Consider the following 15,841-nt stretch of genomic DNA (forward strand, 5'->3'; position numbering starts at 1 on the left):
ATAATACAAATATCGGCAGGGTTTTGCGGTTATAAAATCCGAAACTTGCGCAAGTTTTCTCGGCTTCTCGGTTTCTCGGGTTGTTGGTTTTGTTTCAGGTTTCAGGTTTCAGGTTTTGCGTAACTTGAAACCTGAAACCTGAAACAAAACTTTCTCTACTCGAGGTTCTTTTCCATCTTGTAGTTGATAAGTTCAACTCCTGATCTGATGTTTTTTTGTTTGGCTTTTACTATAAAACCTTTCTTTTCAAAAAAGGGTTTTGCAGTTATACTGATATCGGAGGTTATGGTTTTTGAACTTCTTTTTTTGGCTTCGAGTTCTAAACGGGTTAAGAGGTTATTAGCGATTCCTTGTCTTTGGAAATCTTTGTGAGTGTAAAAGAAATCTATATAATTGGCGTTTTTCAGCGTTCCGTAGCCCACTATTTTATTTTCGATAAGGGCTAATAAAACAAATTGTTTTTCAATAACTTCAATCCAGCGCTCTGTGTTGTTCACTCCTGAAGTCCAGACCTCTATTTGTTGTTCGTTATATTCTTTTTGACAGACAGATTTAATGGTAGCAACAAATAGTTCCTGCATTTCTTTTAAGTCCGGGAGCGTTGCTTTTCTGAAATTCATGGCTGGTATTTAAGCGTACTTTGTTGCGGTTTTTTCACAGTGAAAATTTTAATTAATGTGCGACAGTTTTAGAAAAAACATTAATTACAAGGACTCCGATAAGGATCAACAGTAACCCAATAATCGCAGGTAAATCTGGCATTTGTTTGAAAAAAACAGCTCCGATAATCGTGATCAAAACAATTCCAACTCCGGACCAGATGGCATAAGCAATTCCGATAGGGATAGTTCTAATGGCAAAACTCAAAAAATAAAAGGCACCACAATACCCCATAACCGTAATGATACTAGGTATTAATTTGCTGAATTCTTCCGATTTTTTTAACGCAGAAGTTGCAATGATTTCGAAAATAATAGCAATGCCTAAAAATAAAAAGTTTTTCATAATTCCTGTTTTTTACAAAGTTAAGAAAACCCGACAGTTTTTAGAATCTATCGGATTTATTGTTGGATCTGTAAATTTTACGGATTGAGTGACAAGCCAACACTAAAAAACAACCTCACTTTGTCGATATTATTTATCCACGAAGTATCAAGATGAATAGGGCCTAAAATGGATTGGTAGGAGATAGTGGCTCCTCCGGAAAGGACAAGACTAGGTTCCTCATTTAGAGCCCAATTTCCTTTTGGGGTCAAGGCTTTATCGATGTAATTGTTAAAATCTTCAAAACCAATAGTGGCAACATTAAAGTGAGGGGTTAGGTATATTTTTCCCATTAGGTTTACTTGAGCACCAAGATTCATTCCTATAAATTGCGTAAGATTGACTTCGTCTTCATGGAGTCCCGGAAAGCAAAAACGATTACTGCCGGAAGAAGGGGTGACACCTCCTAAAAAATACTTTACGGCATAACCTAAATCAGTAAAGGATTCTTGATTGTTTTTAAGTTTGTCCAGGAATGTAAAATTTGCATCAAGCCCTATTATCCCTGTTATTCTTTTTGTTAAAAATATTCTTTTTTCAAACCCCAATCCAAATCTGGTGTACGCATTTGTTGGACCGGAAACAGCTGTTATGTTTGAGTCGCTGAAGGAAACATCGATATCTGAAAGTAGCGATCTGCTTAGATTGGCTTTTATTATAGTGCCGTTGTTTGCAAAAAAAACTTTGTCCATGTCATTGTAAGAATAATGCATGTTTAACTCTATCGTATTAAAATTGTAATTATCAATAGACGTTATACTAGGATTATAGTCGGTATTGTATTTTGGTTTTAATAGTACGTACTGGTAATTTAAACCAAAACCGACGTAACTTTTAAGAGAATTTAAATTTTTATTGGCTTCATTTTTAAACTCGAAAGTATTAAAAAGCACATTGTCTGCGGATTTTCCATCTATAAAAATTTCCTGGTTTAAAAACGAGGTATAAAGTTCAGTTGCCCACCACCAGTCTTTGTTTTTTCCAAAATTTTTCTGAAAATTGACTCTCGCTTTGGGTTGCTCGGCAATATCTAATGTTACAAGAAGGCGTGATGATTCGGCAATGACATTTCTGGCGGTGTAATTAAAAATAAGCCCGACACCTCTATAAGTGTCATAATGTAATGACATGTTGATTTGGTTCTTGGCACGTTCAAATCCAATTATTGTAATTCCCAGTTTGTCTTTATTTTTTATGAAGTAGTGATACGTTATTTCGTCAAAAAGATTGGTACCCATGGCTCTGTTGACCCCTGCCATTAAATCTTCGGTGGTATATTTTACATGTGTTTTGAGGTTTGCTCGGGCCATCACTAAAGGAAGGTTTTCGGCACTTATTTTTTTATAAACAATGGTGTCAAGAATAAATTCCCGGGGCATTTTCGGCAGCTCGTGAATGCGTTGTGGATATCCTTTTAATTGATCTGCAAGAGCAATTAAAGCAGGTAGGTTTTGTTCGGTTGCAATTTTTCCATCTTTGTAGATTTCGTTACTTTTTCCAAAATCAGCGGTAGAAAAACGTAAGTTTGGCGGATGATCAACTAAGATCGTACAGAGGGCTCTATTTGCCGGATTTTTAATATTACTTGGAAACATACTGGTTTGCATCAATATAGTCACAAGACTATTTAATTTGTCAATGGGTTGCATTCCTCCCCCTACATCGCTGCCAATAATGATGTCGGCACCCATTTGTTTCGCAACGTCTGTTGGAAAATTATTCAAAACCCCTCCATCAACTAATACTGTTTTTTCGTAAACCATTGGCTTAAAGATAGCCGGCAAAGACATACTGGCTCTCATAGCATAGGCTAAACTGCCTTTGCTTAAGATGACTTCTTTTCCTTCGACCAAATCAGTAGCCATGGCTCTAAAGGGAATCGGTAAACTGTCGAAATTTTTGACATTATAAACAGGAAAGGTCAACTCGGAAAGGTATTCTCGTAAATTTTGATCGTTTAAGAGTGAGCCAACCCTGTTTAGTTTTCCCTCTTTGATTCCTATTCCAACTAAATACCTCTGAAATTCTCTTTTTTCTTCTGCACTTGCGGTTCTTAAGGACTGACCTCCACCAAGTAATTTATCCCAATAAATATTTTTGGTGATTTTTTCAATACTATCTCCCGAATATCCCATCGCATACAAGCCTCCGATGATGCTTCCCATACTATTTCCGACAATCAGATCGGGAACAATGTGCAAAGAATCGAGTTTTTGCAAAAGCGGAATATGTGCAATTCCTTTTGCGCCACCACCACTTAACACTAATACGACTTTAGGTTTCTTCTCCTGAGAAAAAATAACGTGCGGAAGCGTTAGTAACAATATGAAGACAAATAAATAAGATGTTTTTTTCAAGGTTATAGTATTTATGTCACTGACAAATAGAGACTTATTTCGGTTCTTAAAAATAAGTAGTTATTTATAAAAGTACAATTTTTTGAGTGAATGTTAAAAAGAGTTGTTTTTTTAGATGTTTTAAACAGGTTAGGAACCGGAATGTTTTTATGGGTCTAAAATCTTAGTAGGGCAATTTACCTGCTGAGGGGACTGTAAAATTACTTTTTGATTAAGCTATATCAGGGCCAAACTGAATTTCTTTGGCTTCATCATAACAATTTGCGCATAACATTTTAAAATCGGCTTGAGCTTCAAATGCGTCGTTCCATTCTTCTCCATTATCCAGTAACCATTGTTCGCATGCTCCGCACCAAGCAATTTGAGGAAGATCTTCCTCTGCTTCTGAATAGAAAAAACCAACTTTTCTTTTTTTGTCTATTGCCATTGCAATGTGAATACAGGTAAAAGACATATCCTGTGAACCATGTTGTTCACATAAAACTTTTTCAATCATATTTTTTGAAGGTTATCGGTTTAACAAAATTTATTTCCCGACAGTTTCTTAGCTAATATATAAATATAATCAGCAATTACTTACTGATTAGAAAAAGAAAACCCTCACATTACTGCAAGGGTTTCTAAATATTCAATTTTTTAAAGAAATCTAAAATCTAAATTCAGAAATCTAAAATTATCTAGTATCTGTAGTATTCCGGTTTGAATGGACCTTGAACTTCAACACCGATATAAGCAGCTTGATCGTCACGTAAAACTTCCAATTCAACTCCTAATTTAGCTAAGTGTAAGGCAGCTACTTTTTCATCTAAATGTTTTGGTAACATATAAACGTCATTGTTGTAAGCAGCACTATTTTTCCATAATTCGATTTGTGCCAAAGTTTGGTTTGTGAATGAGTTACTCATTACAAAACTTGGGTGACCTGTAGCACAACCAAGGTTAACTAAACGACCTTCAGCAAGGATGATGATATCTTTTCCTGCGATCGTATATTTGTCAACTTGTGGTTTGATTTCGATTTTAGAAGCACCGTGGTTTTTGTTCAACCAAGCCATGTCAATTTCGTTATCAAAGTGTCCGATGTTACAAACAACAGTTTTGTCTTTCATTTGCTCGAAATGACTTCCAAGAACGATATCTTTATTTCCTGTAGTAGTAATGATGATATCAGCATTAGCAATTACAGTGTTTAATTTTTTAACTTCATAACCGTCCATTGCAGCTTGTAAAGCACAAATTGGGTCAATTTCAGTAACTGTTACAATAGATCCTGCACCTCTGAAAGAAGCAGCAGTTCCTTTTCCAACATCACCGTATCCACAAACGATAACTCTTTTTCCAGCTAACATTAAGTCAGTAGCACGACGTACAGCATCTACAGCAGATTCTTTACATCCGTATTTGTTATCAAATTTAGATTTAGTAACAGAGTCATTAATGTTGATAGCTGGCATTGGTAAAGTTCCGGCTTTTACTCTTTCGTAAAGTCTGTGAACACCAGTTGTAGTCTCTTCAGATAAACCTTTGATTCCAGGAACCAATTCCGGGAAACGGTCAATAACCATGTTAGTTAAATCTCCACCATCATCTAAGATCATGTTTAATGGTTGTCTGTCTTCACCAAAGAATAAAGTTTGCTCAATACACCAGTCAAAAGACTCTTCGTCAAGACCTTTCCAAGCGTAAACTTGAATTCCGGCAGCAGCAATAGCAGCAGCAGCCTGATCCTGAGTAGAGAAAATGTTACAAGAACTCCAAGTAACTTCAGCACCAAGAGCAATTAAAGTCTCGATCAAAACTGCAGTTTGGATGGTCATGTGCAGACATCCTGCAATACGCGCACCTTTAAGAGGTTGTTCGTCTTTATATTCAGCACGAAGCGCCATTAAACCTGGCATTTCAGCTTCAGCCAGTTCAATTTCTTTTCTTCCCCAAGCCGCTAGAGAAATGTCTTTTACTTTGAAAGCCACAAAAGGCGTAGTTGTAGTACTCATTTATAGTATATTTGTAATTGTAAATTTTTGGCAAATTTACGGAATAACTTTAAATTTTTACTAATTTCTGTAAGATTTGTGAAATGTTTAATTGCTTAATCTTTTGTGCCTTAGATAAATATTTGGTTGACCTGTTAAGCATCATCAAAGTAAGAAGCTAATCCTGCTGTCTATTGTATCTTTTGTTGCTCCCGATAACGTATTGGGATGTCTCAGAAAGATGTTGTTCTTATCGGGAGGGTTATAAAAACTTTTGATTTTTTAACAGATTTGATGAATTTTTATCCTGTGATTTCAAAATATTGCAACACGTACATTTATAAATTATAATCCATAATAAAAAAAATGCCCTTATTTCAGACCATACAGCACAACGAAACGACCAAAATTTTAATTTGGGAAATAACAGAATCTTTAGAGGAGCTGCTGGATAAAGTCGTGTTAAAAGAAAAAACACAGTTGAGGTTGAACGGAATGAAATCTCAAATGCATCAACGTGCTTTTTTGAGTGTTCGTATGTTAATTCAGGAAATGGGTTTTACCGATCATGATTTACATTATGATGAATTTGGAAAGCCTTATTTTTATTGTCAGAATTATATCTCGATCACACATTCGCACAACTTCGCTGCCATCATTATCAGCGAAGAAACGGTGGGGATTGATATGGAACTGCAACGCGAAAAAATCCTTCGCATTGCAGATAAATTTACAGATTATGAATGCAGTTATTTAAAACCCGATTCAACACTGAAATATATTAAAAAGCTAACGGTAATCTGGGGAGCAAAAGAAGCGATCTTTAAAATCAGAAACGAAAAAGGGATCAGTTTCAAAGATCATATTCGGGTTAATTCTTTCTCTTTAAAAGAAAACCAAACACAAGCCAGTCTTCATTTTGATGATTTAATAAAAGATTTCGAGGTACATTATAAAGAGATCCAATCGGAGGTTTCAGAACAAAAATTCACACTCGTTTATGCTTTTGAGCAGTAGATCGTATTCTCAGCCAATTTCTTCCGGTGTTCAAACATGCTCATAAAAAGAAACGTTCCCATTTTTCTGGCGCGTCTTTTCAGGGTCTCTGCATTTTCGCCTTCAAAAAGTTCTTCTAAAGTCTGAAACCAGTAATTGAGCCAGATTCCAAATTCATTTGAAGTGATCTTACCGTCAAAGTAAGTGTCAACTTCATTGTGTACGGCATGGGGATTTCCTTTGTATTTTTTAACAGCAAATAGATTTGTTTCCCAAAAATCCGTCAACTTCTCCAGATGTGCATCCCAGTCTTTGATCATCGTATTAAAATAAAAACCAATTTCAGCATCAGCCCTTATTTTAGTGTAGAAGGTATGAACCAGGATCGCTATATCAGCTCTGTTTTCTATTTGTTTTCTCATACTATAATGTTGTTGATAATTATAAATAAGATGCTAAAGAATACACTAGTAATAATTAAATTAAAAACAGTTTTGTGACTCATCTGAGCCAAGATAGAAGTATTGGCAAATATATTGATAAATACAATAATTGCCAGTTGGATCATTTGTGTTACAGAAGTCCCGTTTGCAAGAACAAACATGGCTGCGGTTGCTCCAAGACAGCTTTGTCCAATTATTGCCATAGAAGCAGAACCAAAGTAACTTTTGTTAAAATTTTCGAATGTTGTGTTATAAAGTGTCATGATGTATAATTTTATAGTAACAAATTTACGGCTACTATACACCATGGTTTTATGACTTTAATCATAAAATAAGAACTTTTTTAGCGGTATACTTTTCTGTTAATGATCTTTAAAAGTCCCTTTTTTTCTAAAGTTTTAATCGTTCTGATGACGGTTTCAACACGCAGTCCCGTTAAGTCACCAATCTGTTGTCTCGTGAAATTGATACAGTACCCATTGGTATCTTTTTTAAAATTAAAATAAGCAATTCCGTGATCTATATAGTTTCAGAATTCGATGCTCGGGTTCCTGAGTTGACATTTCTGCCGCCATAACAGATTTGTAATACAAACGCTGTGCTAAATTCTCGATTATTTTAAGGCTGATGGATGGATTGTCTTCCAAGAGTTTCATGAAATCGGATTTAGGAACACAAAGGATTTCCGTATCGGCAACGGCAACAGCGCTTGCCGGATAGTTTTGATTTAGAAATAAAGGAGGTTCGCCAAAAGACTGGTCTTTGTAAAAGATACCCTGAATAAATTCGCGTCCATCATCATTGTAATTGTTCATTTTTATTTCACCTGAAACAATTTGATAATAGTGTGTGGGTAGTTTTCCTTCTTCAAAAACAGTAGCAGTTTTTTCGTAGAATTTCTTTACGGCACCATATTTTTCTAAAAGACTATTAGCAATCATAAGTTGTTTCTTTTGTGTCAAAAGCGATTACACAAATATAATTTATTCAAAATAGTTCTTCAGGATTAAAAAACTTTTACTTTTACTCCCGATTATGAAACAAAAAATAGCCAATATCTACGAACAAATTATTCAGGCCAAGATTGATGGGCAAAAATTGCTTGCCGTTCTTTTGGATCCCGATAAAATTGTCTGGGAAAATTTGGACCACCTTTTACTTAAAATTAAACAATCTCCTGCAACCCATATTTTTGTTGGAGGCAGTATTGTTCAGGCAACTATTTTGGAAGAATTAATGACAGCGTTAAAACAAAAAATAAACTTGCCCGTTGTTATATTTCCGGGTGATCCGTCTCAGATTTCTTCTCAGGCCGATGCTATTTTGTTTTTGTCATTATTATCGGGACGAAATGCGGATTATCTCATCGAGTATCAGGTTCAGGCAGCACCAATTCTGAAAAAGACAAATCTTGAGGTTATTTCAACAGGCTATATTTTAATAGAAAGTGGTAATGAAACTGCCGTAGCAAGAGTCAGTAAAACACAACCTTTGGATCGTCAAGATTTAGACTTAGTTTTGGCAACGGCACAGGCTGGGGAAATGTTAGGAAATAAATTAGTTTATTTGGAAGCAGGAAGCGGAGCAAAAGAAGCTGTTCCGTTAGAAATGATAACGTTAGTTGCTCAAAATGTTGAAATTCCGGTAATTGTTGGCGGAGGAATTGTAGATTTGCAAGGAATTCAAAAGGCGTATACCGCAGGTGCAGATTTAGTAGTGATTGGAACTGCTTTTGAGAATAACAGTCACTTTTTTGAAGCCTAAAATGTAAAAAGTAACAACCGGAAACAACCTGCTAAAATGATTGATTTTTTTCTTGAGAGTTATAAAAATGTTCCGCAATGGCATATTGCTTTGGAGTTTTTAGTTTTTGTGTGTGGAATTTTGAGCGTTTGGTTTGCCAAGAAAGAAAATATTTGGGTCTATCCGACAGGTTTAATCGCAACCGTAATTTCTGTTTACCTTTTATATATTGCAGGTTATATCGGCGATATGATCATTAACGGTTATTTTTCTGTGATGAGTATTTATGGCTGGTACGTTTGGGCAAAAGGAGGAACTGTTGAGGATAATCTACCCATTACACGAACTAATTTTAATGAAAAAATAATCGGAGTTATATTGTTTTTTGTAACTGTTTTTGTAGTTTTCGGAATTTATAAATATTTCGATTACGAAATCAAAAATGACAATTATGTCGATATGATCTCATCGGGGATATTTTTTTCAGGAATGTGGTACATGGCCCGAAAAAAAATCGAAAACTGGACACTTTGGATTATAGGTGATATTATTGTAGTGCCTCTTTACGCTTATCGTGGTTTAGGGATGTTATCACTTCAATATTTAATTTTTACAATTTTAGCTATTTCAGCTTATTTAGAATGGAGAAAAATCTTAGACAGCAAAAAACAACTATCATAAAGATTGCTTTGTTTGGTCCTGAAAGTACAGGAAAAACAACCTTGGCAAAACAACTTGCTCAGTATTATGAAACAGAGTGGGTTCCTGAGTTTGCACGTGATTATTTGCAGGAAAAATGGGAAGAGAATCAGCATATTTGCGTAGCTGAGGATATGATGCCTATTGCTTACGGACAGGTAGCGCTAGAGAATCAAAAGCTTTCTGTGGCTAAAAAATATTTGTTTTGCGATACAAATCTGATGGTTACTAAAGTTTTTTCTGAGATGTATTATGGCTTTTGTGATGCCCTTTTAAATGAAGCTGCACTAGAGCACGATTACGATTTGTTTTTCCTGACGGACATTGATGTTCCGTGGGAAAAAGACGATTTGAGAGATACTCCCGAGGGAAGAGAACCTGTGTTTTCTGTTTTTAAACAAACCTTAATTGATGCTAAAAAACCATTTATTACGCTTTCAGGGGATAAAGAAAGTCGTTTAGCAAAAGCTACAGCCATCATTGATAATCTGACAATTGCTAAAGAAAAAGGTTTTTCATCTGCTGATTTTGTGGAGATTTACGAGCACGGAATTCCTTTTGAGAAGATTTTAAAACAACTGAAAATTTTCAAAAACGGAATTGCAAAGAGTAATTTAATAAGTCCCGCAACAGTAAACAAAGGGATTTTAAGTCTTACGGAAAGGGATTTTGAGGAGAAAGCCAATTTTTTTGACCTTCAAAAAGCAGCGCTGAAATTAAAGAAATTTGTTCCGGCTTCAGGAGCTGCTAGCAGAATGTTCAAATTTTTGACCGCTTTTCTGAATGATTTTGATATACAAACTGAAACTATAAATGCTTACATAAATAGAAAAAAGGACAGCAATCTGTCTATTTTTATTGTAGCAATGGACAAGTTTCCGTTTTTTGAAGCTTTAGATAAAAAATTACGGGAAATTTATCCGGATTTTGAAACTTTAGACAGAGATTACAAAAACTATTATTTTATAAAACTATTACTGTCAAGTGATTATTTTGATTTTGCAAACAAACCAAAAGCAGTTTTGCCCTTTCACCAGTATACCACCCATATTGCCAATCCGATAGAAGAACATTTAAACGAATGTTTACACTACGCGACGGCAAATCAAGTTTCAAATTTACATTTTACAGTTTCGGAAGCTCATCAAAACCAGTTTGAAAAAGCGGTTGCTTCGGTTAAGGAAAAAGTAGAAAAGGCGTCAGGAGTTCAAATTAAAATTGGTTACAGTTATCAAAACAAAAGTACAGATTCTATTACGGTTGATGTTAAAAACAAGATCGTCAGGGACAGTAAAGGCGCACTGGTTTTCAGACCCGGTGGGCATGGAGCTTTGATTGAAAATTTAAATGAATTGGATGCCGATATTATCTTTATAAAAAATATAGATAACGTAATTCAAAACCATATTGATAAAATTACCTTATATAAAAAGGCTTTGGCGGGGGTTTTAATTGAAATTCAGCAGAAAGTTTTTGGTTATTTAGAGGTGATTGAAAGTCAGAAAATAAAAGAAAACGAGCTTGAGGAGATGGTTGTTTTTCTAACTCAAAAGCTCAACATTCAGATGACTAAAGATTTTGATAAATTTACTTTTGAAAATAAAATCATTAAAATTGAAAGTTTGCTAAACAGACCCATCAGGGTTTGCGGGATGGTTAAAAATGAAGGGGAACCCGGAGGAGGGCCATTTTGGGTTATGAACAGTAAAGGGAAGATTTCTCTTCAGATAGTTGAAGCATCTCAAGTCGATTTAACCAATAAAAAACAACTTGAAATCTTAGCTGAGGCAACACACTTTAATCCGGTTGATTTGGTTTGTGGAATAAAGAATTATAAAAACGAAAAATTCAATCTGGGTGAATTTGTAGACTCAAAAGCCGGTTTTATAGTAGAAAAAAGTGTTGATGGAAAAGCTGTAAAAAGTTATGAGTTACCGGGTTTATGGAATGGTGCAATGGCAAATTGGCTGACTATTTTTGTTGCAGTACCCTTAATAACTTTTAATCCTGTAAAGACCGTAAATGATTTATTGAAACCAGCACATCAACCACAGTAATGAATCCCGAAAAAATACAATCAGAATTAAATTTTAAAGCCGTTAGAAGTAGTGGCGCCGGTGGACAAAATGTAAATAAAGTATCTTCAAAGGTAGTTTTGACTTTTGATTTAAATGCATCCGATTCTTTATCCGAAGAAGAAAAAATGCTTTTAAAGACCAATCTGGCTTCTCGTTTAACATCAGAAGGGATGCTGATCTTAAACTGTGATGAAGACCGAAGTCAGATTAAGAACAAAGACCTAGTTGTGAAACGTTTTTTTGAAATCATTAAAAAAGGATTATTCGTTCCTAAAGTCAGAAAGGCGACTAAAATTCCAAAAGCCGTTATCAAAAAAAGAATCAAAGACAAAAAGAACATCTCAGAAATAAAACAATCCCGCCGAAAACCAAATTTAGATTAAGTTTGGAATTTGGTATTTAAATTTTCAGTTTTGGAATTTGGAATTTCAGTTTTGGAATTTAATTTTTCAAGATTGTATTTTAACTTTTTAGTCCTACCTTTGCCCCGTCTCAAAGGGGTGCTCTAAATAACGAGCTGAGATCATACCCAAAGAACCTGAGCGAGTAATGTCGCTAAGGGAAAAACGACAAATTTTAGCATATAAACTCTATTTTGTCGTGAAACAATTTTATTAATTTAACAAAAGAATAATTCCCCCTTTTATTCGTAATTTTTTTACGGATGAAAACTATTTTAAGTATTTCAGCTGCAAAGGTTCAAAGTAGCAGCAGTTCAAAGTTTTTTAAAATGACCCACTACAAGTCATTTTTCCTTGTTTTATTTTCTTTATTTACTTCTCTGACTTCTTTTTCGCAACAACAAGATTCGACCAAAGTCAATCAGCTTGACGATGTATTGGTTTCGGCCGTTCGTGTGACCACAAAAACACCGGTATCTTTTAGTAATATGAGTAAAAAGGAAATCCAATTTAGAAACCTGGGCCAAGACATTCCAATTCTTATGAATTATTTGCCTTCTGTCGTGACCACTTCTGATGCAGGAAATGGTATGGGATATACCGGAATCAGAGTACGTGGTAGTGATGCTACAAGAGTTAACGTTACGATCAACGGAATTCCGTACAATGATGCCGAAAGTCAGGGAACATTTTGGGTAAATATGCCCGATTTTGCTTCGTCGGTTGAGAGTTTGCAATTGCAGCGCGGTGTTGGAACTTCGACGAATGGTTCGGGAGCTTTTGGTGCCAGCTTAAATATGTTGACAGATAAATATGCTTCAAAAGCCAATGGAGAAATTTCAAATTCCTTTGGAAGTTTTAATTCCCGTAAGCATACCGTAAAATTCAGTACCGGGCTTCTTAATGACCATTTTGAAATCGCCGGACGTTTGTCGGCCTTAAAATCTGACGGATATGTAGACAGAGCAAGTTCTGATTTGAAGTCTTATTTTTTACAGGGTACTTATGTTGGTAAAACTACTTTAATCAAAGCCTTAGTTTTTGGAGGAACAGAAAAGACGTATCAATCATGGGAGGGAATTGACGCAAAAAGATTAATTGAAGATCGTACCTATAATCCTGCCGGAAAGTTCGAGGACGAAGCTGGAAATACTCGTTTTTATGATAATGAAACGGACAATTACAAACAAGACCACTATCAATTGCATTGGAGTGAATCGATTTCAGATAAATGGAGTACTAATTTAGCTTTTCATTATACCAAAGGTCTTGGTTATTTTGAAAATTATAAAGATGATGAGCCTGTTGAGGGTTACGGAGGAATACTGCCGACTAAAATGGTTGAAAATGATAATGGAGATTTAGTTCCCGGAACAGATTTAATTCGTCAGAAATGGTTGGATAATGATTTCTACGGAACCACTTTTTCTGTAAAGTATATAGACGAAAAACTGGATGTCATCTTTGGTGGTGGTTGGAATAAGTACGAGGGAAGTCATTACGGAAAAGTAATCTGGGCAAGAAATGCCGGACAAACAGAATTAGGAGACCGTTACTATGATGATTTTTCGACAAAAACGGACGGAAATATTTTTGCGAAAGCCAATTATCAATTGACGGATAAATTGAGTTTCTATGGTGATTTGCAATACAGAAAAGTGACTTATAAAGCGAATAGTGCCGAAACAGGTTTGGTTGATGATCATTTTAATTTTTTTAATCCAAAAGCGGGTTTGAATTTTGAAATCAACAATAAGAATATTTTATACTTTTCATACGCCAGAGCGAATCGTGAGCCAAATAGAAGCGATTATGAAGGTGGAAATGTAAAACCGGAGAAATTGAATGACTTTGAGTTGGGTTGGAGATTTAATTCAGATAACGTTCAATTGAATACCAATTTCTATTTTATGGGATATAAAGACCAACTTGTTTTAACCGGTCAGTTAAATGATGTAGGTGCTCCTTTGCGTGCCAACAGCGGCGATAGTTACCGAGCAGGTATTGAGGTTGATGCAACGCTTAAGTTGTCGGAACAATGGTATATTCAACCTAATATTACGTTGAGTCAAAACAAAAACAAGGATTATCATTTTACCAGAGATGGAGCTTTACAGAATCTGGGTGCAACCAATATCGCTTTTTCTCCTGAAGTAATTGCAGGTAATCGTTTGACTTTTATACCAATTAAAGACTTGCAAATTTCATTGCTTTCTAAATTTGTAGGAGAGCAATTTATGGGAAATATTGATTCGGATGTTTCAAAACTAGATAGTTATTTCGTAAATGATTTGAATGTTTCTTATGAAATTAAACCTAAAAAAGTTTTTAAATCAATTATGTTATCAGCATTAGTCAATAATATTTTTGATTTAAAGTATGAGAGTAATGGTTTCTTTTACACGTATGATATAAAAGACCCTGTTACTTCTGCTGTTAGGACTTTTGATGTATCGGGTTATTATCCTCAGGCAGGAATTAATTGCTTAGTAGGATTAACGTTGAAATTTTAATAAGATATTCAAAAACAAAAAAGCCTGAAAGTTTTACATTTTCAGGCTTTTTTATTTTAATTGTATATATGAAGTACAGTTCCGGTTAACTGAGCCCGATATTGTTTTAAGGGGTATTCTTTGTTGCCAAGTCCCGAGAAAAGATTGTAAGCGCTTTTATCACAGGAGCAAACGGCATTTAATCCGTCAATTTTCAAGGGAGCACAAGCATTTGCGGCTTCGTTAGGACAAGCGGCATCAAAAGCATTGTAAGTTCCTTCGCCCGTTTTTATTACGATTAATCCTTGTGCACCGAAATTGGGAACAAATACAGGATTGCTGATAAATTTCAGATTGCTGTATAAAGGCAGATTAGTGTCCAGGTACGCATTAACAGAATAATTCGGCAGATTCGGGTTTTTGTTGCTCTTACCGCTGTCGCTACAAGAAAAAAGTACAGAAACAAAGAGGGTTAATAGCCAGATTTTTTTCATTATTTAAAGTTGAATTAGTGAAACAAAAATAAATTATTTAGATTTGAATTCCATATGATTAACATATAATTATGTACTATAAAAAATAATAGTATATTTGTAATAAGAAATCCCGTCCCGATGGGATTTTTTGTATTTATATAAACGACGAAGTTATGAGTAAAGTATCTTATTATACAGCAGAAGGATTAAAAAAACTAAAAGATGAATTGGAGCACTTAAAAAGTGTAATGCGTCCAAAGGCATCTCAGGATATAGCAGAAGCAAGAGACAAAGGAGATTTATCTGAAAACGCAGAATATGATGCCGCTAAGGAGGCACAAGGACTGTTGGAAATGAGAATTGCCAAATTAGAAGAAGTATATTCGAACGCCAGATTAATAGATGAATCACAATTAGATGTTTCTAAAGCATTGGTGCTTTCAAATGTTAAAATCAAGAATCAAAGCAACGGAATGGAAATGAAATATACATTAGTTGCAGAAAGTGAAGCAGATCTTAAAACCGGAAAAATTTCAGTAACATCTCCTATTGGAAAAGGTTTACTTGGAAAATCGGTTGGAGAAGTTGCTGAAATCACAGTGCCTAATGGTGTTTTGAAATTTGAGATTCTTGAAATCTCAAGAGACTAATTTTTTTAAGTTTAAAGGTTTAATCGTGCAATCGGTTAAACGATTTACCATACAAACAATTAAACGATGTCAATATTTACCAAAATAGTTAACGGAGAAATTCCGGCTTATAAAATTGCTGAAGACGATAATTATTTGGCTTTTTTAGATGTAAATCCAAACGCCAAAGGGCATACGCTTTGTATTCCAAAACAGGAAATCGACAAGATTTTTGAGATGGAAGACGAATTGTATTTAGGGTTAATGAAGTTCTCTAAGAAAATTGCGATTGCTTTAGAAAAAACAGTTCCGTGCAAAAGAGTCGGTATCGCTGTTGTAGGTTTAGAAGTTCCGCATGCCCATGTACATTTAATTCCTTTGAATGAAATGGATGAGATGCGTTTTCAAAACAAAGTATCGCTTTCTAAAGAAGAATTTGAAGCTTTAGCTAAAAGTATTCAGGCGAATTTATAATAAGCCTTAAAAATAGTTCAAAGTGCAGTTAAATTA

At 34.9% G+C, this 15,841-nt stretch carries 16 protein-coding genes and 1 pseudogene; 8 read left to right on the plus strand and 9 right to left on the minus strand.

The features are described from left to right. Positions 1 to 155: 155 nt before the first annotated feature. From LNP23_RS07740 to ahcY, 5 genes are all read right to left on the minus strand, one after another. Positions 156 to 620, minus strand: coding sequence for a GNAT family N-acetyltransferase (locus LNP23_RS07740; protein ID WP_230004486.1), 465 nt, complete (start codon positions 618 to 620; stop codon positions 156 to 158). 52 nt (positions 621 to 672) lie between these two features. Beyond that, a complete protein-coding gene (locus tag LNP23_RS07745) occupies positions 673 to 1,005 on the minus strand; it encodes a DMT family transporter (protein ID WP_230004487.1) in 333 nt (110 codons plus the stop codon). Positions 1,006 to 1,082: 77 nt separating this feature from the next. Beyond that, on the minus strand, positions 1,083 to 3,401 hold the full coding sequence (locus LNP23_RS07750; protein ID WP_230004488.1) for a patatin-like phospholipase family protein: 2,319 nt from the start codon (positions 3,399 to 3,401) through the stop codon (positions 1,083 to 1,085). Between the two features lie 211 nt (positions 3,402 to 3,612). Beyond that, positions 3,613 to 3,897, minus strand: a complete 285-nt coding sequence (locus LNP23_RS07755) for a hypothetical protein (protein WP_230004489.1) — start codon at positions 3,895 to 3,897, stop codon at positions 3,613 to 3,615. 181 nt (positions 3,898 to 4,078) lie between these two features. After that, the gene (gene ahcY, locus LNP23_RS07760) at positions 4,079 to 5,395 is read right to left on the minus strand and encodes an adenosylhomocysteinase (RefSeq protein WP_047773007.1); all 1,317 of its coding nucleotides are present in this window, start codon (positions 5,393 to 5,395) and stop codon (positions 4,079 to 4,081) included. Positions 5,396 to 5,740: 345 nt separating this feature from the next. Between ahcY and LNP23_RS07765 the strand changes: the two genes are divergently transcribed. Then, positions 5,741 to 6,391 (plus strand): 4'-phosphopantetheinyl transferase family protein, encoded by a 651-nt coding sequence (locus LNP23_RS07765; RefSeq protein WP_047773009.1) that lies wholly within the window; start codon positions 5,741 to 5,743, stop codon positions 6,389 to 6,391. Here the strand turns inward: LNP23_RS07765 and LNP23_RS07770 are convergent. From LNP23_RS07770 to LNP23_RS07780, 3 genes and pseudogenes are all read right to left on the minus strand, one after another. Beyond that, positions 6,373 to 6,792: a group III truncated hemoglobin gene (locus tag LNP23_RS07770; protein WP_230004490.1), complete on the minus strand. Its 420-nt coding sequence runs from the start codon at positions 6,790 to 6,792 to the stop codon at positions 6,373 to 6,375. The two genes, LNP23_RS07765 and LNP23_RS07770, sit on opposite strands and share 19 nt — an antisense overlap. Next, the gene (locus tag LNP23_RS07775; protein WP_047773013.1) at positions 6,789 to 7,076 is read right to left on the minus strand and encodes a hypothetical protein; all 288 of its coding nucleotides are present in this window, start codon (positions 7,074 to 7,076) and stop codon (positions 6,789 to 6,791) included. Before LNP23_RS07775 ends, LNP23_RS07770 begins: the two co-directional genes overlap by 4 nt. 80 nt (positions 7,077 to 7,156) lie before the next feature. Beyond that, positions 7,157 to 7,754: pseudogene (locus LNP23_RS07780) on the minus strand (Crp/Fnr family transcriptional regulator). Positions 7,755 to 7,848: 94 nt separating this feature from the next. Here LNP23_RS07780 and LNP23_RS07785 point away from each other — a divergent pair. From LNP23_RS07785 to LNP23_RS07805, 5 genes are all read left to right on the plus strand, one after another. Then, on the plus strand, positions 7,849 to 8,577 hold the full coding sequence (locus LNP23_RS07785; protein WP_230004491.1) for a phosphoglycerol geranylgeranyltransferase: 729 nt from the start codon (positions 7,849 to 7,851) through the stop codon (positions 8,575 to 8,577). 36 nt (positions 8,578 to 8,613) lie between these two features. Next, complete coding sequence (gene pnuC / locus LNP23_RS07790) at positions 8,614 to 9,237, plus strand: nicotinamide riboside transporter PnuC (protein WP_230004492.1); 624 nt, start codon at positions 8,614 to 8,616, stop codon at positions 9,235 to 9,237. Continuing rightward, positions 9,198 to 11,312: a DUF4301 family protein gene (locus LNP23_RS07795; RefSeq protein ID WP_230004493.1), complete on the plus strand. Its 2,115-nt coding sequence runs from the start codon at positions 9,198 to 9,200 to the stop codon at positions 11,310 to 11,312. The genes pnuC and LNP23_RS07795 overlap by 40 nt, the downstream gene beginning before the upstream one ends. Then, positions 11,312 to 11,716, plus strand: a complete 405-nt coding sequence (gene arfB / locus LNP23_RS07800) for an alternative ribosome rescue aminoacyl-tRNA hydrolase ArfB (RefSeq protein ID WP_230004494.1) — start codon at positions 11,312 to 11,314, stop codon at positions 11,714 to 11,716. The genes LNP23_RS07795 and arfB overlap by 1 nt, the downstream gene beginning before the upstream one ends. A gap of 281 nt (positions 11,717 to 11,997) precedes the next feature. Next, positions 11,998 to 14,247, plus strand: a complete 2,250-nt coding sequence (locus tag LNP23_RS07805) for a TonB-dependent receptor (protein ID WP_230004495.1) — start codon at positions 11,998 to 12,000, stop codon at positions 14,245 to 14,247. 56 nt (positions 14,248 to 14,303) lie between these two features. Here the strand turns inward: LNP23_RS07805 and LNP23_RS07810 are convergent, their stop codons facing one another. Further along, positions 14,304 to 14,720, minus strand: a complete 417-nt coding sequence (locus LNP23_RS07810) for a Rieske (2Fe-2S) protein (protein ID WP_047773023.1) — start codon at positions 14,718 to 14,720, stop codon at positions 14,304 to 14,306. A 155-nt stretch (positions 14,721 to 14,875) separates the two neighbouring features. Here LNP23_RS07810 and greA point away from each other — a divergent pair, with 155 nt between their 5' ends. Together greA and LNP23_RS07820 are read left to right on the plus strand one after the other, a co-directional pair. Further along, positions 14,876 to 15,352: a transcription elongation factor GreA gene (greA, locus tag LNP23_RS07815; RefSeq protein WP_029271926.1), complete on the plus strand. Its 477-nt coding sequence runs from the start codon at positions 14,876 to 14,878 to the stop codon at positions 15,350 to 15,352. A gap of 66 nt (positions 15,353 to 15,418) precedes the next feature. Further along, on the plus strand, positions 15,419 to 15,805 hold the full coding sequence (locus LNP23_RS07820; protein WP_047773024.1) for an HIT family protein: 387 nt from the start codon (positions 15,419 to 15,421) through the stop codon (positions 15,803 to 15,805). Positions 15,806 to 15,841: the final 36 nt, after the last annotated feature.

Origin of the sequence: Flavobacterium cupriresistens, from assembly GCF_020911925.1 — a bacterium.
In the GTDB taxonomy this organism is placed as follows: Bacteria; Bacteroidota; Bacteroidia; order Flavobacteriales; family Flavobacteriaceae; genus Flavobacterium; species Flavobacterium cupriresistens.

Coding starts and splice junctions, on each gene's coding strand:
- LNP23_RS07740 (WP_230004486.1), bottom strand. CDS start 620: ATGAATTTCAGAAAAGCAACGCTCCCGGACTTAAAAGAAATGCAGGAA.
- LNP23_RS07745 (WP_230004487.1), bottom strand. CDS start 1,005: ATGAAAAACTTTTTATTTTTAGGCATTGCTATTATTTTCGAAATCATT.
- LNP23_RS07755 (WP_230004489.1), bottom strand. CDS start 3,897: ATGATTGAAAAAGTTTTATGTGAACAACATGGTTCACAGGATATGTCT.
- ahcY (WP_047773007.1), bottom strand. CDS start 5,395: ATGAGTACTACAACTACGCCTTTTGTGGCTTTCAAAGTAAAAGACATT.
- LNP23_RS07765 (WP_047773009.1), top strand. CDS start 5,741: ATGCCCTTATTTCAGACCATACAGCACAACGAAACGACCAAAATTTTA.
- LNP23_RS07770 (WP_230004490.1), bottom strand. CDS start 6,792: ATGAGAAAACAAATAGAAAACAGAGCTGATATAGCGATCCTGGTTCAT.
- LNP23_RS07775 (WP_047773013.1), bottom strand. CDS start 7,076: ATGACACTTTATAACACAACATTCGAAAATTTTAACAAAAGTTACTTT.
- LNP23_RS07785 (WP_230004491.1), top strand. CDS start 7,849: ATGAAACAAAAAATAGCCAATATCTACGAACAAATTATTCAGGCCAAG.
- pnuC (WP_230004492.1), top strand. CDS start 8,614: ATGATTGATTTTTTTCTTGAGAGTTATAAAAATGTTCCGCAATGGCAT.
- LNP23_RS07795 (WP_230004493.1), top strand. CDS start 9,198: ATGGAGAAAAATCTTAGACAGCAAAAAACAACTATCATAAAGATTGCT.
- arfB (WP_230004494.1), top strand. CDS start 11,312: ATGAATCCCGAAAAAATACAATCAGAATTAAATTTTAAAGCCGTTAGA.
- LNP23_RS07805 (WP_230004495.1), top strand. CDS start 11,998: ATGAAAACTATTTTAAGTATTTCAGCTGCAAAGGTTCAAAGTAGCAGC.
- LNP23_RS07810 (WP_047773023.1), bottom strand. CDS start 14,720: ATGAAAAAAATCTGGCTATTAACCCTCTTTGTTTCTGTACTTTTTTCT.
- greA (WP_029271926.1), top strand. CDS start 14,876: ATGAGTAAAGTATCTTATTATACAGCAGAAGGATTAAAAAAACTAAAA.
- LNP23_RS07820 (WP_047773024.1), top strand. CDS start 15,419: ATGTCAATATTTACCAAAATAGTTAACGGAGAAATTCCGGCTTATAAA.